Source organism: Mesorhizobium sp. BR-1-1-10 (assembly GCF_020165595.1).
Taxonomy (GTDB): domain Bacteria; phylum Pseudomonadota; class Alphaproteobacteria; order Rhizobiales; family Rhizobiaceae; genus Mesorhizobium; species Mesorhizobium australicum.
The window spans coordinates 1-17569 of sequence record NZ_JAIUIL010000008.1 but is presented as its reverse complement, the minus strand read 5'-3'; the positions used below and the strand labels follow the sequence as shown (position 1 = coordinate 17569).

General features: G+C 64.4%; 17 protein-coding genes. 10 read left to right on the top strand and 7 right to left on the bottom strand.

Annotated features, from left to right (window positions below; all coding sequences use genetic code 11):
- Position 1 precedes the first annotated feature (1 nt).
- Together LB555_RS18605 and LB555_RS18600 are read left to right on the top strand one after the other, a co-directional pair.
- On the top strand, positions 2-859 hold the full coding sequence (locus LB555_RS18605; protein ID WP_224683457.1) for a phosphoenolpyruvate hydrolase family protein: 858 nt from the start codon (positions 2-4) through the stop codon (positions 857-859).
- A gap of 5 nt (positions 860-864) precedes the next feature.
- Entirely contained in the window at positions 865-1281 is a 417-nt protein-coding gene (locus tag LB555_RS18600) for a cupin domain-containing protein (protein WP_140661659.1), read from the top strand.
- A gap of 67 nt (positions 1282-1348) precedes the next feature.
- Here the strand turns inward: LB555_RS18600 and LB555_RS18595 are convergent, their stop codons facing one another.
- Positions 1349-2539, bottom strand: a complete 1191-nt coding sequence (locus tag LB555_RS18595; RefSeq protein ID WP_224654913.1) for a M24 family metallopeptidase — start codon at positions 2537-2539, stop codon at positions 1349-1351.
- A gap of 366 nt (positions 2540-2905) precedes the next feature.
- Here LB555_RS18595 and LB555_RS18590 point away from each other — a divergent pair, with 366 nt between their 5' ends.
- The 5 genes from LB555_RS18590 (at position 2906) to LB555_RS18570 (ending at position 8125) form a co-directional block, all read left to right on the top strand.
- Positions 2906-4516 carry an ABC transporter substrate-binding protein gene (locus LB555_RS18590; RefSeq protein WP_224683456.1) on the top strand — a complete coding sequence of 537 codons (1611 nt, stop codon included), beginning with the start codon at positions 2906-2908 and terminating at the stop codon, positions 4514-4516.
- A gap of 144 nt (positions 4517-4660) precedes the next feature.
- A complete protein-coding gene (locus LB555_RS18585) occupies positions 4661-5647 on the top strand; it encodes an ABC transporter permease (protein ID WP_224683455.1) in 987 nt (328 codons plus the stop codon).
- Positions 5644-6474 carry an ABC transporter permease gene (locus tag LB555_RS18580; protein ID WP_224683454.1) on the top strand — a complete coding sequence of 277 codons (831 nt, stop codon included), beginning with the start codon at positions 5644-5646 and terminating at the stop codon, positions 6472-6474. The genes LB555_RS18585 and LB555_RS18580 overlap by 4 nt, the downstream gene beginning before the upstream one ends.
- On the top strand, positions 6471-7352 hold the full coding sequence (locus LB555_RS18575) for an ABC transporter ATP-binding protein (protein ID WP_015315622.1): 882 nt from the start codon (positions 6471-6473) through the stop codon (positions 7350-7352). The genes LB555_RS18580 and LB555_RS18575 overlap by 4 nt, the downstream gene beginning before the upstream one ends.
- Positions 7349-8125 (top strand): ATP-binding cassette domain-containing protein, encoded by a 777-nt coding sequence (locus tag LB555_RS18570; protein WP_015315621.1) that lies wholly within the window; start codon positions 7349-7351, stop codon positions 8123-8125. Before LB555_RS18575 ends, LB555_RS18570 begins: the two co-directional genes overlap by 4 nt.
- A 35-nt stretch (positions 8126-8160) precedes the next feature.
- Here the strand turns inward: LB555_RS18570 and LB555_RS18565 are convergent, their stop codons facing one another.
- The 4 genes from LB555_RS18565 to LB555_RS18550 form a co-directional block, all read right to left on the bottom strand.
- Complete coding sequence (locus LB555_RS18565) at positions 8161-8916, bottom strand: ATP-binding cassette domain-containing protein (RefSeq protein ID WP_140618990.1); 756 nt, start codon at positions 8914-8916, stop codon at positions 8161-8163.
- Entirely contained in the window at positions 8909-9970 is a 1062-nt protein-coding gene (locus tag LB555_RS18560) for an ABC transporter permease subunit (protein WP_224683453.1), read from the bottom strand. The genes LB555_RS18565 and LB555_RS18560 overlap by 8 nt, the downstream gene beginning before the upstream one ends.
- A 99-nt stretch (positions 9971-10069) precedes the next feature.
- Positions 10070-11047: an ABC transporter substrate-binding protein gene (locus LB555_RS18555; protein WP_015315618.1), complete on the bottom strand. Its 978-nt coding sequence runs from the start codon at positions 11045-11047 to the stop codon at positions 10070-10072.
- Positions 11048-11478: 431 nt separating this feature from the next.
- A complete protein-coding gene (locus LB555_RS18550) occupies positions 11479-12384 on the bottom strand; it encodes a sugar-binding transcriptional regulator (RefSeq protein WP_140661652.1) in 906 nt (301 codons plus the stop codon).
- Between the two features lie 283 nt (positions 12385-12667).
- Between LB555_RS18550 and LB555_RS18545 the strand changes: the two genes are divergently transcribed.
- Together LB555_RS18545 and LB555_RS18540 are read left to right on the top strand one after the other, a co-directional pair.
- The gene (locus tag LB555_RS18545) at positions 12668-13576 is read left to right on the top strand and encodes a tagatose-bisphosphate aldolase (RefSeq protein WP_224683452.1); all 909 of its coding nucleotides are present in this window, start codon (positions 12668-12670) and stop codon (positions 13574-13576) included.
- A 35-nt stretch (positions 13577-13611) separates the two neighbouring features.
- The gene (locus tag LB555_RS18540; protein ID WP_224683568.1) at positions 13612-15084 is read left to right on the top strand and encodes an ROK family protein; all 1473 of its coding nucleotides are present in this window, start codon (positions 13612-13614) and stop codon (positions 15082-15084) included.
- Here LB555_RS18540 and LB555_RS18535 read toward each other — a convergent pair.
- Both LB555_RS18535 and LB555_RS18530 read right to left on the bottom strand, forming a co-directional pair.
- On the bottom strand, positions 15068-15679 hold the full coding sequence (locus LB555_RS18535) for an NAD(P)-dependent oxidoreductase (protein ID WP_140720309.1): 612 nt from the start codon (positions 15677-15679) through the stop codon (positions 15068-15070). The two genes, LB555_RS18540 and LB555_RS18535, sit on opposite strands and share 17 nt — an antisense overlap.
- Positions 15680-15715: 36 nt before the next feature.
- Positions 15716-16354, bottom strand: a complete 639-nt coding sequence (locus LB555_RS18530; RefSeq protein WP_140720307.1) for a DsbA family protein — start codon at positions 16352-16354, stop codon at positions 15716-15718.
- Positions 16355-16493: 139 nt separating this feature from the next.
- Between LB555_RS18530 and LB555_RS18525 the strand changes: the two genes are divergently transcribed.
- Positions 16494-17411 (top strand): LysR family transcriptional regulator, encoded by a 918-nt coding sequence (locus tag LB555_RS18525; protein WP_140720305.1) that lies wholly within the window; start codon positions 16494-16496, stop codon positions 17409-17411.
- The last annotated feature ends 158 nt before the right edge of the window (positions 17412-17569 follow it).

Genomic DNA, 17569 nt, shown 5'->3' with positions numbered 1-17569 from the left:
CATGCCAGCCATACCGCGCAAGGACATACTGAAAAAGTTCCGGGGAATGATCGACAAAGGCGTGCCGATCGTCGGTGGCGGCGCCGGCACCGGCCTGTCGGCCAAGGCCGAGGAGGTCGGCGGCATCGACCTCATCATCATCTACAATTCCGGCCGCTACCGCATGGCTGGCCGCGGCTCGGCCGCTGGCCTGCTCGCCTATGGCAACGCCAACGAGATCGTCAAGGAGATGGCCTATGAGGTGCTGCCGGTGGTCAAGAAGACGCCGGTACTGGCCGGCGTCAACGGCACCGATCCCTTCGTCATCATGCCGCTGCTGCTGGCGGAACTGAAGACGATGGGCTTTTCCGGCGTTCAGAACTTTCCCACCATCGGCCTGTTCGACGGCCAGATGCGGCAGAGTTTCGAAGAGACCGGCATGGGCTTCGGCCTAGAGGTGGACATGATCGCCGAGGCACACAAGCTCGACCTCCTGACCACGCCCTATGTCTTCAACCCCGAAGAAGCACGCGCCATGACCAAGGCGGGCGCCGATGTCGTCGTCGCCCATATGGGCGTGACTACCGGCGGCTCGATCGGCGCCACCTCGGCCAAGTCGCTCGACGACTGCGTCATTGCCATCGACGCCATTGCCGAGGCGGCGCGCTCGGTGCGCAAGGATGTCATCCTGCTTTGCCATGGCGGCCCGATCTCGATGCCCGATGACGCCCGCTACATCCTCTCCCACGCCAAGGGCCTGCACGGCTTTTATGGCGCGAGCTCGATGGAACGGCTGCCGGCGGAAGCCGCGATCGCCAGGCAGACGGTGGATTTCAAGGCGGTGACGCTCGGCGCCGCCGCAAAGAACAAGAAGGGATGAGAGAGATGACCGACAGGAGCAAGGTGTTTGTCTACCCGAAGGACGTCAGCGCCTTCGGCTTCGACTGGGGAAAACTGTCTTTGACGGTGGCACCTGAAGTGAACGGCGCGACCCGCTTTTCCGGCGGCGTCGTCGACCTGCCCTCAGGCAAGGGCCATACCCGCCACAACCATCCGGGTGCGGAAGAGATCATCTTCGTCATCTCGGGCCATGGCGAGCAGATGGTCGAGGATGAGAAGGGCAATCCGGTGGTGGAGAAAGTCGGCCCCGGCTGCACCATCTACGTGCCGGAGAGTCGGTTTCATTCGACGCTCAACACCGGCGACGGGCCCATGCAGCTGTTCGTCGTCTATTCGCCGGCCGGGCCGGAACTGGGCCTGCGCGAACTGCCGGATTTCAGGCTGATCCCACCGGGCAGTTGATCAATCTATCCTGCTACAGGCAGCGCCGCCCCGAAAGGCGGATGAGGGGCAGCGCCGGCCTCCAAAATTAGGCCGTCCCACCCCTATTCCATCCCCGGCCGCGATCGCCAAACATCACGTACCCGCTCTCGGTCACCGCCAGCGTATCCTCCAGCTTGATGAAGCCGCGCGTCGGGTGGAGCATGGTGGTCTCCACCGACAGCACCATGTTTTTCTCCAGCGGCTTGGCCGCATAGGTGCCTTCATAAGCCACCGGATGGTTGGTCATCAGGAACGGCGCCTCATGCGTGATCAGGCCCATGCCGTGGGCGAAGAAATCCGTATAGGGCGCGACCTTGGATGTCTTCAGCACACCCTCGGCGTAAGCAATCATGTCGCCGCCAAGCGTGCCCGCCTTCACCTTCGAGAAGGCCGCCTGCTGCACCGTCTCGACCTCGGCCAGCAGATCCTCGAGCTCGGCATCGGGTTCGCCCAGAATGCCCATCCTGCAGAGGTCGCCGATATAGCCGTGATAATTGCCGCCGGAATCGATCGACAGCACCTCGCCCTTCTTCCACGCTTGCGGAGAGGTGGCGCGGTTGTGGCTGGAGCCCAGCGTCAGCAGGCAATATTCGAAATGCGCACCGCGATTGGTCTCTTCGCGCCTGATCTGCTCGATCATCTCGGCCTTGGTCGTGCCCTCGCGCGCCCAGGCGATGGTCGCCAGCATGGAATCGGTGATCAGCTCGGAGGCCGTGCGCAGCTTCTCCAACTCCGCGTCGGTCTTGATGGCACGCATGCGTTCCAGCATGTCAGTCGCATCGATCAGCTTCGCGTCGGGCAATGCCTTGCGGATCAGCGCATAGGCGTCCGACGGCAGGAAACCGGGCTCGATACCGATGCGGGCATCGCCCTTGCCGATCTTCCTGACATGCTCGACGGCAAGATTGGCGGCGTCGAGGGTGCCCCAGCAGGCGGCATGCAGCGTCGGCGTCCAGAACGGGTGGTTCTGGTGCTCGCCGCCTTCCATGCGGTTGCCGATATAGGCTGCATGATCCGGACCGCCCTTCTCGTAGACCACGATCGGCAAATAGCGGCTGTGACCGATCGCATCCATGGCGGCGAAGAAGATGAACTTGTAGCCGCCCAGCAGATATTGCGTGTTGTGCTTGGAGGTTGCGAGCAGCACGTCGATGCCGGCCTCCTCCATCAGCCGGTCGACTCTGGCCTGCTCGAACGGGATATCGCTGACGGCACTCTTGCCCGGCGCAATGTTCATCACTCTCTCCCAGAATTGCCCGGGATCGGCGCTGTTTCGCACCCGATCCGCCGGCTCGCGGTCAAATCTGCACCATTTTTCTCGCTCTGGTCCAGCCAGAATGTTTACGAACACAGCGCCAGGGCGGTCACCAAAGCGTCATTTGTTCACATATCCGGAAATCTGGTCCTACCAGCCAACCGAATTGACTGGACTTGTGCTAAACTGGTCCAGCGGACGGAAATTTCAAAGCCAAGCAAGGATGCGCCAATTCCGTCTCTGGCGAAACCCTCGGCAAGGCCCATAATCCCGCCGCAAGGATGCCGATGCGCGCGCCGGCGTTCGAGGCCGCGCCCGGTCGGGTGGAGGAGAGGACGGAGTTCGATCATGTCAGGTTTCACCATTTCCAGACGCACCATGCTTACCGGGTCGGCAATGCTGCTGGCCACCACCGCCATGCCGGCCCTGGGCTGGACGCAGACGCCAAAGAACGGCGGACGGCTCGTGCTTGCCGCCGATTCCGAGCCGCGCAATCTCAACCCGGCGATCGTCGCCTCCAACGGCGTTTTCTTCATCTCCAGCAAGATCGTCGAGACGCTGGCCGAAGCCTCCTTCGACGGCAAGGACGGGCTCGCGCCTCGGCTGGCGGTGAGCTGGGAAGGTGCCGCCGACGGTCTCTCGGCGACCTTCAAGCTGCGCGAAGGAGTCAAATGGCATGACGGCAAGCCGTTCACCTCGGCCGACGTCGCCTTCTCGGCGCTGCAGATATGGAAGCCGCTGCAGAATCTCGGCCGCACCGTGTTCAAGGACCTCAGCACGGTCGACACGCCAGACGATCTGACCGCCGTGTTCAAATTCGCCAAGCCGACGCCGTTCCAGCTGATCCGCAACGCCTTGCCGGCGCTGTCGAGCGTGGTGCCGAAGCACATCTACGAAGTCGGCAAGATCGAGGACAACCCCGCCAACAACGCACCGATCGGTACGGGTCCGTTCAAGTTCGGCGAGTATAAGGCCGGCCAGTACTACCGGCTGACGAAGAACGCCGACTACTGGGGCAAGGACGAGCCCTATCTTGACGAGATCATCTATCAGGTCCTGCCCGACCGTACCTCGGCCGCCGCCGCGCTGGAGGCCGAGGAAATCCAACTCGCGGCTTTCTCGGCCGTGCCGCTGGCCGATCTCGACCGCATCTCCAAGGTTCCCGGCCTGAAGGTCATCACCAAGGGCTATGAGGGCCTAACCTACCAGCTCGTGGTGGAGATCAACCATCGCCGCAAGGAATTGGCCGACCTCAAGGTGCGCCAGGCCATCGCGCACGCCATCGACAAGGACTTCGTCGTCAAGACAGTGTTCCTCGGCTACGCCGCCACGGCCACCGGCCCGGTGCCGAAGAACGATCCGCAATTCTACACCGCCGACGTGCCGATCTATGCCTTCGATGTCGCCAAGGCCAACTCCCTGCTCGACGAAGCCGGTTATAAGAAAGGCGCCGACGGCAACCGCTTCTCGCTCAGGCTCTTGCCTGCCCCCTATTTCAATGAGACAAAACAGTTCGGCGACTACCTGCGCCAGGCGCTCGCGGCAATAGGCATCGACGCGCAGCTGGTCAACAACGACTCGGCCGCCCACATCAAGGCGGTCTATACCGACCACGCCTTCGACCTCGCGGTCGGCCCGCCGGTTTTCCGCGGCGACCCGGCGATCTCGACCACCATCTTGGTGCAGGGCGGCATTCCCGATGGCGTGCCGTTCTCAAACCAGGGCGGCTACAAGAATGACGCGCTCGACGCCCTGATCACCAAGGCCTCCGAAACGCTCGACACCACGGCGCGCACCAATCTCTACAAGGAGTTTCAGAAGCAGGTCGCGGCCGACCTGCCGCTGATCAACGTCGCCGAATGGAGTTTTATCAGCGTCGCCAGTGACAAGGTCGGCAACATCGCCAACAACCCGCGCTGGGCGGTCTCGAACTGGGCGGACACATATTTGGAATCGTGACACACTCACGCGGATGAGAATTCGCGAGGAAAGCCGTCGGCAGCAGCCAATCCCCCTCCTTGAGGGGGAGATGTCCGGCAGGACAGTGGGGCGCGCCTGGGCTCGACATTTCGTTATGTCCCTTATCGCGCATTCGAGGTCCGCATGAATCGCGCCCTCGTCCTCCTGCGCCGTCGCCTCGTCGGCAGCATCTTCGTGCTTTTGATCGTCGTCATCGGCACTTTCCTTTTGCTCGAAGCAGCGCCCGGCGATGCGGTCGACGCCTACATCGTCTCGACCGGCGGCGACGCCGGCATGATCGAGCTGTTGCGCCACCGCTGGGGTCTCGACCAGTCGGAGCTGACGCGGCTCGCCAACTACCTCTGGGCACTGCTGCATCTCGATCTCGGCCAGTCCGTCACTTTTTCCCGGCCGATCCGGGACGTCACCCTCGAGCGCCTGCCGACCACGCTCATCCTGATGGTCAGCGCCACCGCGCTCTCCTTTGGCCTCGGCTCGGTGCTCGGCATCTATGCCGGCGCCAGGCCAGGCAGCTTCCGCGACCGTTTCCTCTCCGTCGCCTCGCTGGCTCTCTACGCGGTGCCCGGCTTCTGGCTCGGCCTGGTGCTGATCGTGATCTTCGCCGTCGACCTGCGCTGGCTGCCGGTCGGCGGCGTCGAGACGCTGGCCTCGGACAAGACCGGTCTCGACCGCGCCGCGGATATCGCCACCCATCTGGTGCTGCCGGTTTGCGCGCTCGGTTTCATCTATCTGGCGCTCTATCTGCGCATGATGCGCGCCGGCATGGCCGAGGCCTGGCGCGAGGATTTTGTGCTGGCCGCCCGCGCCAGGGGATTATCCCGCCGCCGCATCGTGCTCGCCCATGTCGCCCGCAATGCGCTGCTGCCGCTGGTCACCATGCTCGGCCTGCAGTCGGCGCAGATGCTCGGCGGCAGCGTGGTCATCGAGAGCGTCTTTGCCGTGCCCGGCCTTGGTCGGCTGGCGCAGGAAGCGGTCGCCGCGCGCGACACGCCGCTGCTGCTCGGCATCATTCTTACCAGCGCCGTCCTGGTCATCGTCATCAATCTTGTCGTCGACATCGCCTACGCGTTCCTTGACCCGCGCGTCGGCGCCAGCGGGGCCGGTGCATGAGCCGTCTGCGCCGCTTTCTGCGCACGCCCGAGGCGGCCGCCGGTGCCATCATCCTGACGGCGCTTTTTGCCATGGCGCTGTCGGCCTCGCTGCTGTTTCCCGGCGACCCGCAAGCCATTGCTGGCGCGGCGTTGCTGCCGCCTTTCCAGGACTGGTCGCTGCCGCTCGGCACCGACCGGCTCGGCCGGGACGTGTTGGCCGAGCTGTTTCATGGCGCCCGTACCTCGCTGGCCGTCGGTCTGGCCGCGGCGGCCGCGGCACTCGCTTTCGGCGCGGTGATCGGCACGCTGGCCGGCTTCGCCGGCGGCCTGATCGACGAGGTGCTGATGCGCGTCACCGATGCTTTCCAGACCGTGCCGGGCTTCCTGCTGGCACTGGCCTTCGTCAGCGTGGTTGGGCCCTCGCTCGGCGTCGTCGTCGTCGCAATAGCGCTCGGCACCTGGACGGGGCCGGCGCGGGTCGCCCGCGCGGAAGTCCTCTCCATTCGCGAACGCGACTATGTCGCCAGTGCCCGTGTCATTGGCATGCATCCCCTGGAAATCGCCTTTCGCGAGGTGCTGCCCAATGCCTTGCCGCCGATCTTGGCGATGTCGTCGGTGATCGTCGCCGCCGCGATCCTCACCGAAGCAGCCCTGTCTTTCCTTGGTCTTGGCGACCCCAACCGGGTCACCTGGGGTGGCATGATCGCGGAAGGTCGCGCTGTCTTGCGCGCCGCGCCGTTCCTCTCGATCGTCCCGGGCATTGCGCTGGTGCTGACGGTGCTCGGCGTCTATCTCGCCGGCGAAGGCATCGTCGAGACGACGGCCGTGCGAAGGGGCCTGTCGTGACGGTACTGGCGTCGATCCGAGATCTGACGGTGACCTACCGCCGTGATGGCAGCGAGGTCGCCGCGCTGAAGAATATTATTCTCGATATCCAGCCAGGCGAACGGCTGGCCATCATCGGTGAAAGCGGTTCGGGCAAGAGCACGCTGGCGCTGGCGATCGCGGGATTGTTGCCGGCGAGCGCCAGGATTGAGGGGAGTATCGACTGGTTCATGCGATCACCGCCAACGTTGGGGGCCAAGGCACCCCCCTCCGGCAGGATAGAGGGGGGTGGGAAGGATCGCCTATCTCTCAACCGTCACAATCAAGCCTCCCTTGGCGGCCGCGACATCGGCTTCGTCTTCCAGGATCCGTCCGCCAGCCTCGATCCGGTAATGGCAGTCGGCAAACAAATCGCCGAAGTCGCGCGCACGCATCTCGGCCTCACATGGGCCCAGGCATATGCCAAAGCCAAAACCCTTCTCGAACGCGTCCGCTTGCCCGACCCCGACTCCGCCCTGCACGCCTTCCCGCATCAGCTTTCCGGCGGCCAGAAGCAGCGCGTGGCGATTGCCGCCGCGATTGCCGCCGGGCCGAAACTGCTGATCGCCGACGAGGCGACCAGTGCGCTCGACACCATCGTGCAGGCCGAGATCGTCGCTTTGATTCGACGGCTTGTGGCCGAGGACGGCATGACGCTGCTGTTCATCAGCCATGACATTGCGCTCGCCGCGGAGCTTGCCGAACGCATCGCCGTGTTCCGCCACGGCGAGTTGGTGGAGTTTGGCAAGACCGAGCAGATTGTCGAAGCCCCGACGCAAGCCTATACCCGCGCGCTGCTCGACGCCCATATCGACCTCGACGCCGAGCCGCTGCTGCACCGAAGCAGGCTGAATGCATGAGCCTGCTGACAGTGTCCAATCTCACCAAACGCTACAGTCGCGGCGGCAAGACCCTTGCTGCGGTGAGCGATGTCTCCTTTCATATCGAGCCCGGCGAAACGCTGGCGCTGGCAGGCCCTTCCGGCAGCGGCAAGTCGACCATCGCGCGGTTGGTGCTGCGCCTGATCGAGCCGGATGGCGGACGCATTGAATTCGAAGGCGATGATTTCCTGGCTCTGGGCGGCTCGGCACTTCGAGCCCGTCGCGCGCGCGTGCAAATGGTGTTCCAGGATCCGCTGGCCGCCTTCAACCCGCGCGCCACAGTGGCGCGCGTCCTCGATGACCCCTTGCGCATTCATGGCGTCGCCCCGCGCACGGAGCGCCCGCGCCGCATCGCCGCCTTGCTGGAGCGGGTCGGCCTGGCGGCCGATCTCGCGCCCCGCGCAATCCATGAAATCTCCGGCGGTCAGCGGCAGCGTGTGGCGATTGCCCGCGCCATCGCCACCAAGCCGTCGCTGATCGTGCTTGACGAAGCGGTGTCGGCGCTCGATGTCTCGGTGCGCGGCCAGATCCTCGATCTCCTGCTGGACCTGCAGCGCGAGGAACGGATCGCCTATCTCTTCATTTCGCATGATCTTGGCGTCGTCCGGGCGGTCGCCCACCGCGTCATCCTTCTCGATGCCGGGCGGATTGCCGAGAGCGGCGATGCCCGAACCGTCATCGACGCGCCGCAATCGGCCATCGGCAAGGCACTGGTGGCGGCTGCGCCCAGATTGAACAGAAACAGACCATGATCCGCTCTTCGACAAGATCACACCGACAGGACGGCCTACCCTCCAACCATCAACCTGACGACCTCGTCATGGTTGGTCTCGGAAATCTTGCGCTCGCCGGCCTGGACGCCGCGGCGCAGCACGACGATGCGGTCCGAGACCGCGAAGATATCCTGCAGATTGTGCGAGATGAAGATCACGCCGCGTCCTTGCGCCTTGAGCTGGTGGATGAGCGAGATCACCTTGCGCTGTTCCGGCACGCCAAGTGCCGCGGTCGGTTCGTCCATGATGAGGATCTGCGCATCCCAGTAGACAGCGCGGCCGATGGCGACAGCTTGGCGTTGGCCGCCGGAGAAATTGCTGACCGGGGCGTTCATCCGGCTGACGTGGAAATCCAGCCGCTTCATCGTCTCCCTGGCCGCCTCGGCCATGGCCTTGCGGTCGAGCACCGGCAGGAAGCCGAACGCCTTGCGCATCGGTTCGCGGCCAAGGAAAATGTTGGCGCCGATCGACAGATTGTCGGCGAGAGCCAGATCCTGGTAGATCGTCTCGATGCCTTTTTCGCGCGCCTCTTGCGGCGTCGCGAATGCCACCGGCTGGCCCCTGAGCAGGATTTCGCCGCCTGTCGGCTGGAACACGCCCGAGATTGCCTTGATCAGCGTCGTCTTGCCGGCACCATTGTCGCCGGCCAGCGCCACCACTTCGCCCGGCCGCACGGCCATGGAGAAATCGTTGAGCGCGCGCACGGCGCCGAAATGCTTGGACAGGTTGCGGACCTCGAGCAAGGGGGTGTTCTGGTCGGTGCTATTCATCCTGGCGGCCTCCACTGAACCGGCGCTGCGCCTGGTCTATGAGCACGGAAATGATGATGACGACGCCAACGGCGATGAACTGCCAGAACGGCTCGACATTGACGAAGACCAGCCCGTACTGGATGACCGCGATCACCAGCGCGCCGGCGACCGTGCCCAGGATGGTGCCGGAGCCACCGAACAGGCTGGCGCCGCCGATGACGACCGCCGCGACGCTGTCGAGCAGCAGCGGCTCGCCGGCTTGTGCCGCACCGGCCGTGAAGCGCGCCGCGTAGAGCGCCCCGCCAAGGCCGGCGCACATCGCCGACAGCACATAGAGCCGCAATATGTGGCCCCTGATGTCGATGCCGGCGCGCCGCGCCGCCTGCACATTGGCACCGATGGCATAATTGTGCTGGCCGAACCGTGTCTGGCTGAGCAGATAATGCATCACGATGACGAACACGGCAGCGATCATGACCAGATAGGGCACGCCGTAGAACTTGCCATTACCGAGCAGCGCGAACCAGGAATTCTGAACCGGCACCGTCGTGCCGCCGGCAAGCAGGAAGGCAACGCCGCGCGCGACGCCGAACATGCCGAGCGTGCCGATGAACGGCGGCACCCTGAGGCGCGAGATGAGCAGGCCGTTGATGATGCCGGGAAAGCCGGCGACGATCACCGCGGCGAGGATGCCCGCCAGCATGGCCAGCGGCAAGGGAATGGCGGCGCCCGCCATATTGGTGGCATGCGCGGCAACGACGGCGGCAAGCCCCATGATGAACCCCAGCGACAGATCGATGCCGCCCGAAATGATGACGAAGGTCTGTCCGGTCGCAAGCAGCAACGGCGCTATGGCAAAGATTGCGATGGATTGCAGGTTGAACGGGTTGAGCACGAACGTCGCGCCGAAGGCGAACCTCGACCATACCTCGAAACAGATGATCAGACCGGCGAGGAACAACCAGGCGCGCCCTTCGGCGATGCGTCCGATCAGGGTCCTGGCCGGATCGCCATGATCGGCCTGGGGGGCGACATGCTTCTCGGCCGGCTGGGCTGGTGATGTCGAGGTCATGAATACTCCGCGGCGCGGCTGCGTTCAAACAGGCCCCGCCTTTGGGAACCCGGCACGAGCTCCCCCCGGCGGACCGGGAGGAGCCAAGCTCGTCTTGACCTACTCGGAGTAGAGGTACTTCGAGATGTTCGGGTCGGCGATGTTGGACTTGTCCATGATCGTGAAGCCGGTGCCGATCGTGACCGGGATTGAATGGCCGGTCAGGTGGGCATAGGCCGAGACGACGCCGAAGTAGCCGATCTCGGCGGGATGCTGGGCGATCGCCACGTCCACCAGGCCGGTGTTGATGTTGTCGACGATGCTGGTCGGTGCATCGAAGGCAACGACCTTGACGGTGCCGCTCTGCCCGGCCTGCTTGACGCCGTTGGCCGCACCCAGCGCGGAGAACAGATTGGCGCCGAACACGCCGACCAGATCGGGATTGCGCGCGAAGACGGCCTGCAGCTGCGAGGCCGCCTTGTTGGCGTCGTCGTCATTGAATTGGGTCTCCAGCACGGTGATGCCCGTATGCTTGGCCATTTCCTTCTTGAAGCCTTCTTCGCGCTGGTCGGTGGTCGAGATGCCGGGCTTGACGTTCGACACATAGACCTTGCCCTTGTCGCCGACGGCGGTGGCAAGCGCACGCGCGGCGATCTCGCCGCCCAGAACATTGTCAGAAGCAATGTAGGCCAGCGGGAAATCGGCATCGCCAGCACCCGTCTGGTAGACGCCGCTGCCGATGAAAGTATCGACTGTTATGACCGGAATGCCGGCGTCGTTGGCCTTGCGCAGCGGCTCGACCAGCTGGACCTTGTCGGTCGGCGCGATCAGGATTGCATCCGGCTTCTTGGCGATGACCGCGTCGAGCACCGGCACCTGGGTGACCGGGTTGAAGTCCGGAGCGCCCTGGAAGACCAGGTTCACGCCGAGCGCGTCGGCGGCCGCTTGGGCACCCTTGCGCATGGTGATGTAAAAGCCATCGGTCGTGAGGCCCGGAATGAGCGCAATGGTGTATTTTTTGTCCTGCGCCTGCGCGGGCGCCATCAGCACCGTTGCGCTGACGGCAAGCGCTGCGAGCGCGGCAACGATCTTCTTCATGACATCCTCCTCATTGTTGGCAGTTCTGCCGTTTTCGGTGACATTGGAATGGCCGTTATCCGCTCAGAGGCAGATGCCGACGGCCGGAACGCCTGTTTGCCTTTCGCGGGCAGCTCCTCCCAAGCGCCCTCCAGTCTAAATATCAGCCGACCGAGCCGACCGCACAATCCCGTGCTCACTTTCCTCGCCTCCGCGAGGTCAGGGAACCATCGCGCCCGGCATCCTGCACGACGGATCGGCAATTTGTAACACTTTGCAGAAATAAATTGCAACTCGGTTTTTCCGCGACTGCAACGCCGGCTTTCCAGACGCCTTCTGACTGCTCCTCCGAGCCCCGGGCGAACTATCGTCCCGACTCCCCGGCGACACAATCGATTTCGCAGCGGCTTCTCTCCGCACCGACAGCGCCGCATCAGTCCGCATATCTGCCGCTATCGCGTTGCAAGAACCGCGAGGATGGCCTGAGCCGTCTTGGTATCCGTCACCAGCGTGTTGATGAGCCCGGAACGAACGGCGCCGATGATGGCCGTCGCCTTCTCCGGCGAGGCTGCGACGCCGATCACCAGGGGCACGGCGCGAAGCTGCGCCGGCGACATGGCGATCATCCGGCTCTCCCCTTCCCAGGCGATCAGGGCGCCTTCCGCATCGAAATAATGGCGAAGGACGTCGCCAGCCGCATGGACCAGCGCCTGCTCGGTCGGCGTGGCGGCACTCGCCTCGGGTGGGTTGATGGCGTGCGGCAGGCCAATGCCGACGATCGCAACGTCGGTCCTGTCCCACAGCGCGACGGCATCGCGGATGGTGGCGTCTCCAAGGAAGACGTCACGCAGCTCGCTGGACGGCAGATAGGGCGCATGGATAAAGTGCGGTGTCCCGCCAAACTCTTCGGCGGCGAGCCGCACGAATTCATTTACCTGGAAATGCGCCGCGTGCTGCTGCATGCCGCCAGTCGCGGCCACAGTCAGCACGCCCGGCATGCGCGGCAGGCCGGCTCGAATGACCTCGCGCACGGCGCGTCCCCAGCCGATGGCGACCACGGAGCCGGCCACCAGTTGCGCCTGCCTGAGCAAAGCGCCAAGCGGGGCGGAAAGCGCCGTCAGCGCACCCGCTGCCGGCGTTTCGACAACGGCGGCGTCCCGCAATTTCAATCCGTCGACAAGTTGCCTGGTAATATCCTCCGGCGTCGCCAGGTCGATCACCTCGATGCGCACGATGCCTTCGGCCCGCGCCCGCTGCAGCAGGCGCGAAATCGTCGCGGTGGAGACACCGAGCTGCCGCGCTATGTCGACCTGCGACATCTCCTCCACATAGTGCAACTTGGCAACCGTGTGCAGCATCGTGCGCGATGCGGTCGCGTCCTGGGCGGAGGGAACAGACAGCTTGCAATTCCTTTCAGCAACGTGTTACACACGTATACGCCGATGCGAGTTATCGCGCAAATCCGATGAACTCGCAACTTGAGGCGATACCAGGCCAAACGCCGGCTGGGCTGCTTATCCCAGCCGCCGGCGATGCATCAGGCGGCAAACTCTTCCTGCCGGCAGGCGGGCAAACTGACCATTTGTTTTTGTTTCCACGGGATCAGCGCCTCGGCGCGCCAACATCGGACAGAAGAAAACCATGACCAGGATGACCACCGCGGAACTGCGCGGCTACCAGCAGATATGCGGCAAGGACGGAGCCATGGTGGCCATCGCTTGCGACCAGCGCGGCGGCATGCGCACCTTGTTGGCGTCGGCCCCCGAGGACCAGGCCAGGATCACCAACGACATGCTCGGCGACACCAAGGCCGACATCACGCGCTATCTCGCAAGTGCGGCGTCCTGCGTGCTGCTCGACCCACTCTGCGCGGTGCCGAGGGTTGTCGACGACGGCGTACTGAACCGGGATACCGCACTCCTCATCGGCCTCGACGCGTCCGGTTTCGACGTTTCGCCGGAGGGCTATCGCCTGTCGCGGCTGGTCCCCGGCATCGATGCGCGGCGCGTGCGCGAACTCGGCGGCACGGGCGGCAAGATCATGGTGTATCTCAGGGCCGACAAGCCTGAAGCCAACGAACACAACATCGCCATCCTGCGCCAATGCATCGCCGACTTCGGCAAAGAGGACCTGCTGCTCGTCGTCGAATTCCTGACCTATCAGCTCGAAGGGGAAAGCCCCGAGGACTATGCGGCCAAGACGCCCTGGCTGGTCGAGGAGGGTACGAGGATTTCGCTGGAATGCGGCGCGAAGGTGCTGAAGCTTCCCTACCCTGGAACGCCGGAAGCCTGCGCCAACATCACTGAAATGGCCGGCGAAGTGCCGTGGGCCGTACTTTCGGCCGGCGTCAACCACACCACTTTCCTTGGCCAGGTCGAGATCGCCATGCAAAATGGCGCCTCCGGCGTCATCGCCGGCCGATCGCTGTGGAAGGACTGCATCTCGCTCGATCGTGACATTCAGCGCGAAAGGCTTAAGACCATCGCGGTGCCGCGGCTGCGAGAGATCCAGGCGGTGATCGGGCACTATCGGCGGAAGGCTGCCGCTTGATATCCACCTTTGAGCGCCGGCACGTGCAGGACGTCATGCCACAAAAGTCGATGGCCATAGGGATCGATATCGGCGGCACCAATTTGCGTGCCGCCCGCATCTCGGGCACCGGTGAAATCCTCGAACGCCTTTCCGAAAAGAGCGCGCCCGACGCGGAGCTGGTGCTTGGCCGCATCGCCGACATGGCGCGCCTTCTCGATACGCCTGATGTGGCGGCCATCGGCGTCGGCGTCCCCGGCCGCGTCGACGTACGGCGCGGCGCGGTCCTGTCGGGCGGCTATGTCAACCTCGCTTCGGTCGCGCTCGCGCAGCGGCTGGAAAGCATGACCGGCAAGCCTGTCGTCGTCGACAACGACTGTAACATGGCGCTGGCCGCCGAGATGGCGCTTGGCGCCGGCCGGGGCCACGACAACATCGCCATGTTCACCATCGGCACCGGCATTGGCGGCGCCGTCGTCCAGAACCGACGGATCATGCGCGGCCGGGCAGCGGCGGGGCAACTGGGGCACATCACCGTCGACGTCAACGGCGAACTCTGCGCTTGCGGGCGGCGCGGCTGTGTCGAAACCACCAGTTCGGGCACGGCGCTCGGCCGTCACATAGGGCGGGCTGGCTTTGGTCCCGAGGTTTCGGTCGACCAATTCTTTGCCCGCGACGCCGCCGGCGACATCCAGGCGCGAGGCATATTGGAAGCCTGGGCGAGGCCACTGCGCGCGGCCATCGATACCACCGTTGCCGTGTTCGACCCCGACCTCGTCCTGCTTGGCGGCGGTCTTGGCCGGGCGGCACACAGAGCGCTCGGCCACGCGCCGGCGCTGGCGCCGTGGTACCAATGCCCGGTGGCGCCGGCGCAGCTTGGCGACGACGCCGGAGTGATCGGCGCGGGTCTCCAGGCGCTTTCGGCACCGACATCGACATCGCTTTCCGTTGAGCCCGCCCGCGCCAGACGCGCCGTGCTCGTCAACGGCATCCCGGCCAGCGGCAAGAGCACGGTGTCACACGGCATCGCAGATCGCATGGGATGGCCGCTGCTCGCGCTCGATACGGTCAAGAACCCATTCCTCGAAGTGCTCGGCGGCGGCGACCGTGAATTCAATCGCACGCTGGGCCGCGCCAGCTATCAGGCAATCTGGTCGCTCGTCGGCGACGCCCCGGCCGGCAGCACCTTCATCGTCGATGCCTGGTTCGGCTTCCAGCCGCGGCAAGTGCTCGAGGATCATCTGCGCAACGCCGGCGTCGAACACACGGTCGAAATCTGGTGCCACGCGCCGGGCGAAGTTCTGGCCGAACGCTACGGCGCCCGGCTGGGTCAGCGCCTCCCGGGTCATCCCGGCGCTGCCTATATCCCCGAATTGATCGAGCTGGCCAAGCGCGCCGAACCGCTGCGGCGCGGGCCGCTGTTCGACGTCGATACGACGCAGCCGATCGACTTCGAGGCCATCGCCGCATGGCTCCGCGCGACTTTGGCCGGCGACGCGTCGGTCCTTTCAATCAATAGCCGACGGTGAAGCGCTGCCTGACATGCGTCGGCTTCTCGATTTCGTCGATCATGGCGATGGCATAGTCCTCGAACGAGATGCTGCTACCCTTATCCGAGGCGAGAAGCGTGTCCTTGCCGACGCGGAACTTGCCGGTGCGCTCACCTGGGACGAACATCGCGGACGGCGACAGGAACGTCCAGTCGAGGTCGCTGACTGTCTTCAACTTGTCCAGGAAGTCGGCGCCCTTCTGTGCCTCGGCCTTGTAGATCGCAGGAAATTCGGCGGTATCGACCAGACGCTTGCCGGGCGCGACTTCGAGACTGCCCGCGCCGCCCACGACGAGATAGCGCTTCACGCCCGAGGCACGCACCGCGGCGATCAGCGTGTCGGGGTCGCTATCCACGAAATGCACCGCGCTGATCACCGCGTCATGGTCGCGGATCAATTTGGCAAGGCCTTCCTTGTCGAAGACATCGCCCTTCTTGGCGGTCACGCCGGGCAGCGCGGCAATTTTTTCAGGACTGCGGGCGATACCGGTGACCGTGTGGCCACGATCGGAGAGTTCCTTGAGTATGCGCGAGCCGACAGCGCCGGATGCACCGATGAGAGCGACGTTTGCCATGTTCTTTTCCAGTCCTTGTTGGAGGTCGGTTGAGGGTCACGCCGCCGCTATATGGGCGACAAGATTGTCAAAGCTGCCGAACAGCGCGTTCGAACCGATGAGCCGAGGCGCTTCGTTGCGGATGGCCGCTAGCGAAGGCACGCCCTTGGCATGCAAGCGCTGGAACAGCGCGCTGCCCCGATTGACCAGGTCGAGGTGCGCCGTCAGTAAGGTTTCGGTCGGGCTCTTCAGGATCGCGGCGGCATCCATCATGCCAGCGCCGGCGAGCACGGCAGCCACGCCTTCCACAGTTACGATATCGCGACCGTCGACATAGCGCGCACGTTGGATTGCCTTGAGCGCGGTCAACCGGCGGCTCGGGTCTTCCAGGCCGGCGGCGCTGATGGCGAGGGTCGCGGCATGCGAGTCCAGCAAGGTGCCACGGATGCCGAGGACATTGTGCTGATAGGGCTGCGTGAACGCTTGTCCGGTCAGACGCTCGATACGCTGGTCGTTCGCCCAGGCGTGAGCGGCAAAACCTTCATCCATCGGCCTCGCGCCCGCTCCCGAAAACAGACCAGTCGGCAGCAATTCGACGCGCACGCCCCTGGCAGCCAATTTGTCCAGCATCGGGGCGGCGCCGTAGCACCAGCCGCAGAGCGGATCGAAAAGATAAATCACATCCGAATTGCTCATGATTGCCTGATATCCCTTGGCGCGGCGTGCAGCGGTCTGGATTGCCAAATCTGTTGCTCCTATGTGGCAGACAACGATCTTGCGATAAACACCATCCAATAATATAGATTGTCTGACCAGTTCATACAAAGCGATCGCCGTGGCTGACCTGCTGAACCTCAATCGACTGGTCTACTTCACCACCGTGATGGAGACCGGCTCCTTCACATCGGCGGCCGACCGGCTTGGCGTCGCCAAAGCCGTGGTCAGCCATCAGATCGGCAAGCTCGAGGAGGAGTTGGGCGCGACACTCATGCGACGAACGACACGGCGTGTCGCGCCGACCGAAGAGGGACGCCTCTTCTATGATCGTGCGATGATAATCCTGCGGGAAGCGGAGGCCGCCTATGGCGAGATTTCGCGCGCGGCCGTCGAACCGGCTGGAATGTTGAGACTGACGGCGCCGCTCGACTACGGCACGAAGGTGGTTGCACCGGTCATCGCCGCCTATCTGAGAACTTATCCGCATATGCGCGTCGAGGTGATCTTCGACGACGCGGTAAGCAATCTGGTCGACGAGCAGATCGACCTCGGCATCCGCGTCGGCTGGCTTGCTGATTCCTCCAACCAGGCGCGGCGCCTGGGCACGATCCGGCAGATCGTGGTGGCAAGTCCTGCGTTCGCCGCAAACCTGCCGCAGGGCGTGAGCCCGCGGCAGGCGCGGTCGCTGGCCTGGGTCGGAAACGCCCAGCTTCGCGGCGTCGGCCAATGGCTGTTTTCCAGGGATGGCGACAAGGTGCTGACTGAACTCAACCCGGTCATCACATGCGACAAGAGCCCGGCTGCCCATGCCTGCGTGCTTGCCGGCATAGGGCTGGGTGTGTTTCCCGACTACAGCGTCAGCGACGACATCGCCGAGGGGCGGCTGGTTCCTGTCTTTGCCGACTGGGCCTTGCCCAACGGCGGTATCCACGCTGTCTTTCCGCCGGCAAGGTTCAGGCCCGCCAAGGTGCGCGCGTTTGTGGACCTGCTCGCCGCCGCAGAGAGAAAGCGATCGCGCGGCAGTGCCGTGGCGTGAATGCAACCGCGGCAGAAGGTCGGTAATGGCTTACATAAAGCGGTTCTGCCGCACCCCAAAACAAGACATCCGCAGCATTATGAGATCGGAACGCGAACGGCCCGCCGGCATAGAGCCAGGCGGGCCGTTTTTGTTTGGTTGCGGGGACAGGATTTGAA

What these genes read in the sequence shown, in the direction of transcription:
- LB555_RS18605 (WP_224683457.1), top strand. Translation starts at nt 2, where the DNA reads ATGCCAGCCATACCGCGCAAGGACATACTGAAAAAGTTCCGGGGAATG.
- LB555_RS18600 (WP_140661659.1), top strand. Translation starts at nt 865, where the DNA reads ATGACCGACAGGAGCAAGGTGTTTGTCTACCCGAAGGACGTCAGCGCC.
- LB555_RS18595 (WP_224654913.1), bottom strand. Translation starts at nt 2,539, where the DNA reads ATGAACATTGCGCCGGGCAAGAGTGCCGTCAGCGATATCCCGTTCGAG.
- LB555_RS18590 (WP_224683456.1), top strand. Translation starts at nt 2,906, where the DNA reads ATGTCAGGTTTCACCATTTCCAGACGCACCATGCTTACCGGGTCGGCA.
- LB555_RS18585 (WP_224683455.1), top strand. Translation starts at nt 4,661, where the DNA reads ATGAATCGCGCCCTCGTCCTCCTGCGCCGTCGCCTCGTCGGCAGCATC.
- LB555_RS18580 (WP_224683454.1), top strand. Translation starts at nt 5,644, where the DNA reads ATGAGCCGTCTGCGCCGCTTTCTGCGCACGCCCGAGGCGGCCGCCGGT.
- LB555_RS18570 (WP_015315621.1), top strand. Translation starts at nt 7,349, where the DNA reads ATGAGCCTGCTGACAGTGTCCAATCTCACCAAACGCTACAGTCGCGGC.
- LB555_RS18565 (WP_140618990.1), bottom strand. Translation starts at nt 8,916, where the DNA reads ATGAATAGCACCGACCAGAACACCCCCTTGCTCGAGGTCCGCAACCTG.
- LB555_RS18560 (WP_224683453.1), bottom strand. Translation starts at nt 9,970, where the DNA reads ATGACCTCGACATCACCAGCCCAGCCGGCCGAGAAGCATGTCGCCCCC.
- LB555_RS18555 (WP_015315618.1), bottom strand. Translation starts at nt 11,047, where the DNA reads ATGAAGAAGATCGTTGCCGCGCTCGCAGCGCTTGCCGTCAGCGCAACG.
- LB555_RS18550 (WP_140661652.1), bottom strand. Translation starts at nt 12,384, where the DNA reads ATGCTGCACACGGTTGCCAAGTTGCACTATGTGGAGGAGATGTCGCAG.
- LB555_RS18545 (WP_224683452.1), top strand. Translation starts at nt 12,668, where the DNA reads ATGACCAGGATGACCACCGCGGAACTGCGCGGCTACCAGCAGATATGC.
- LB555_RS18540 (WP_224683568.1), top strand. Translation starts at nt 13,612, where the DNA reads ATGCCACAAAAGTCGATGGCCATAGGGATCGATATCGGCGGCACCAAT.
- LB555_RS18535 (WP_140720309.1), bottom strand. Translation starts at nt 15,679, where the DNA reads ATGGCAAACGTCGCTCTCATCGGTGCATCCGGCGCTGTCGGCTCGCGC.
- LB555_RS18530 (WP_140720307.1), bottom strand. Translation starts at nt 16,354, where the DNA reads ATGAGCAATTCGGATGTGATTTATCTTTTCGATCCGCTCTGCGGCTGG.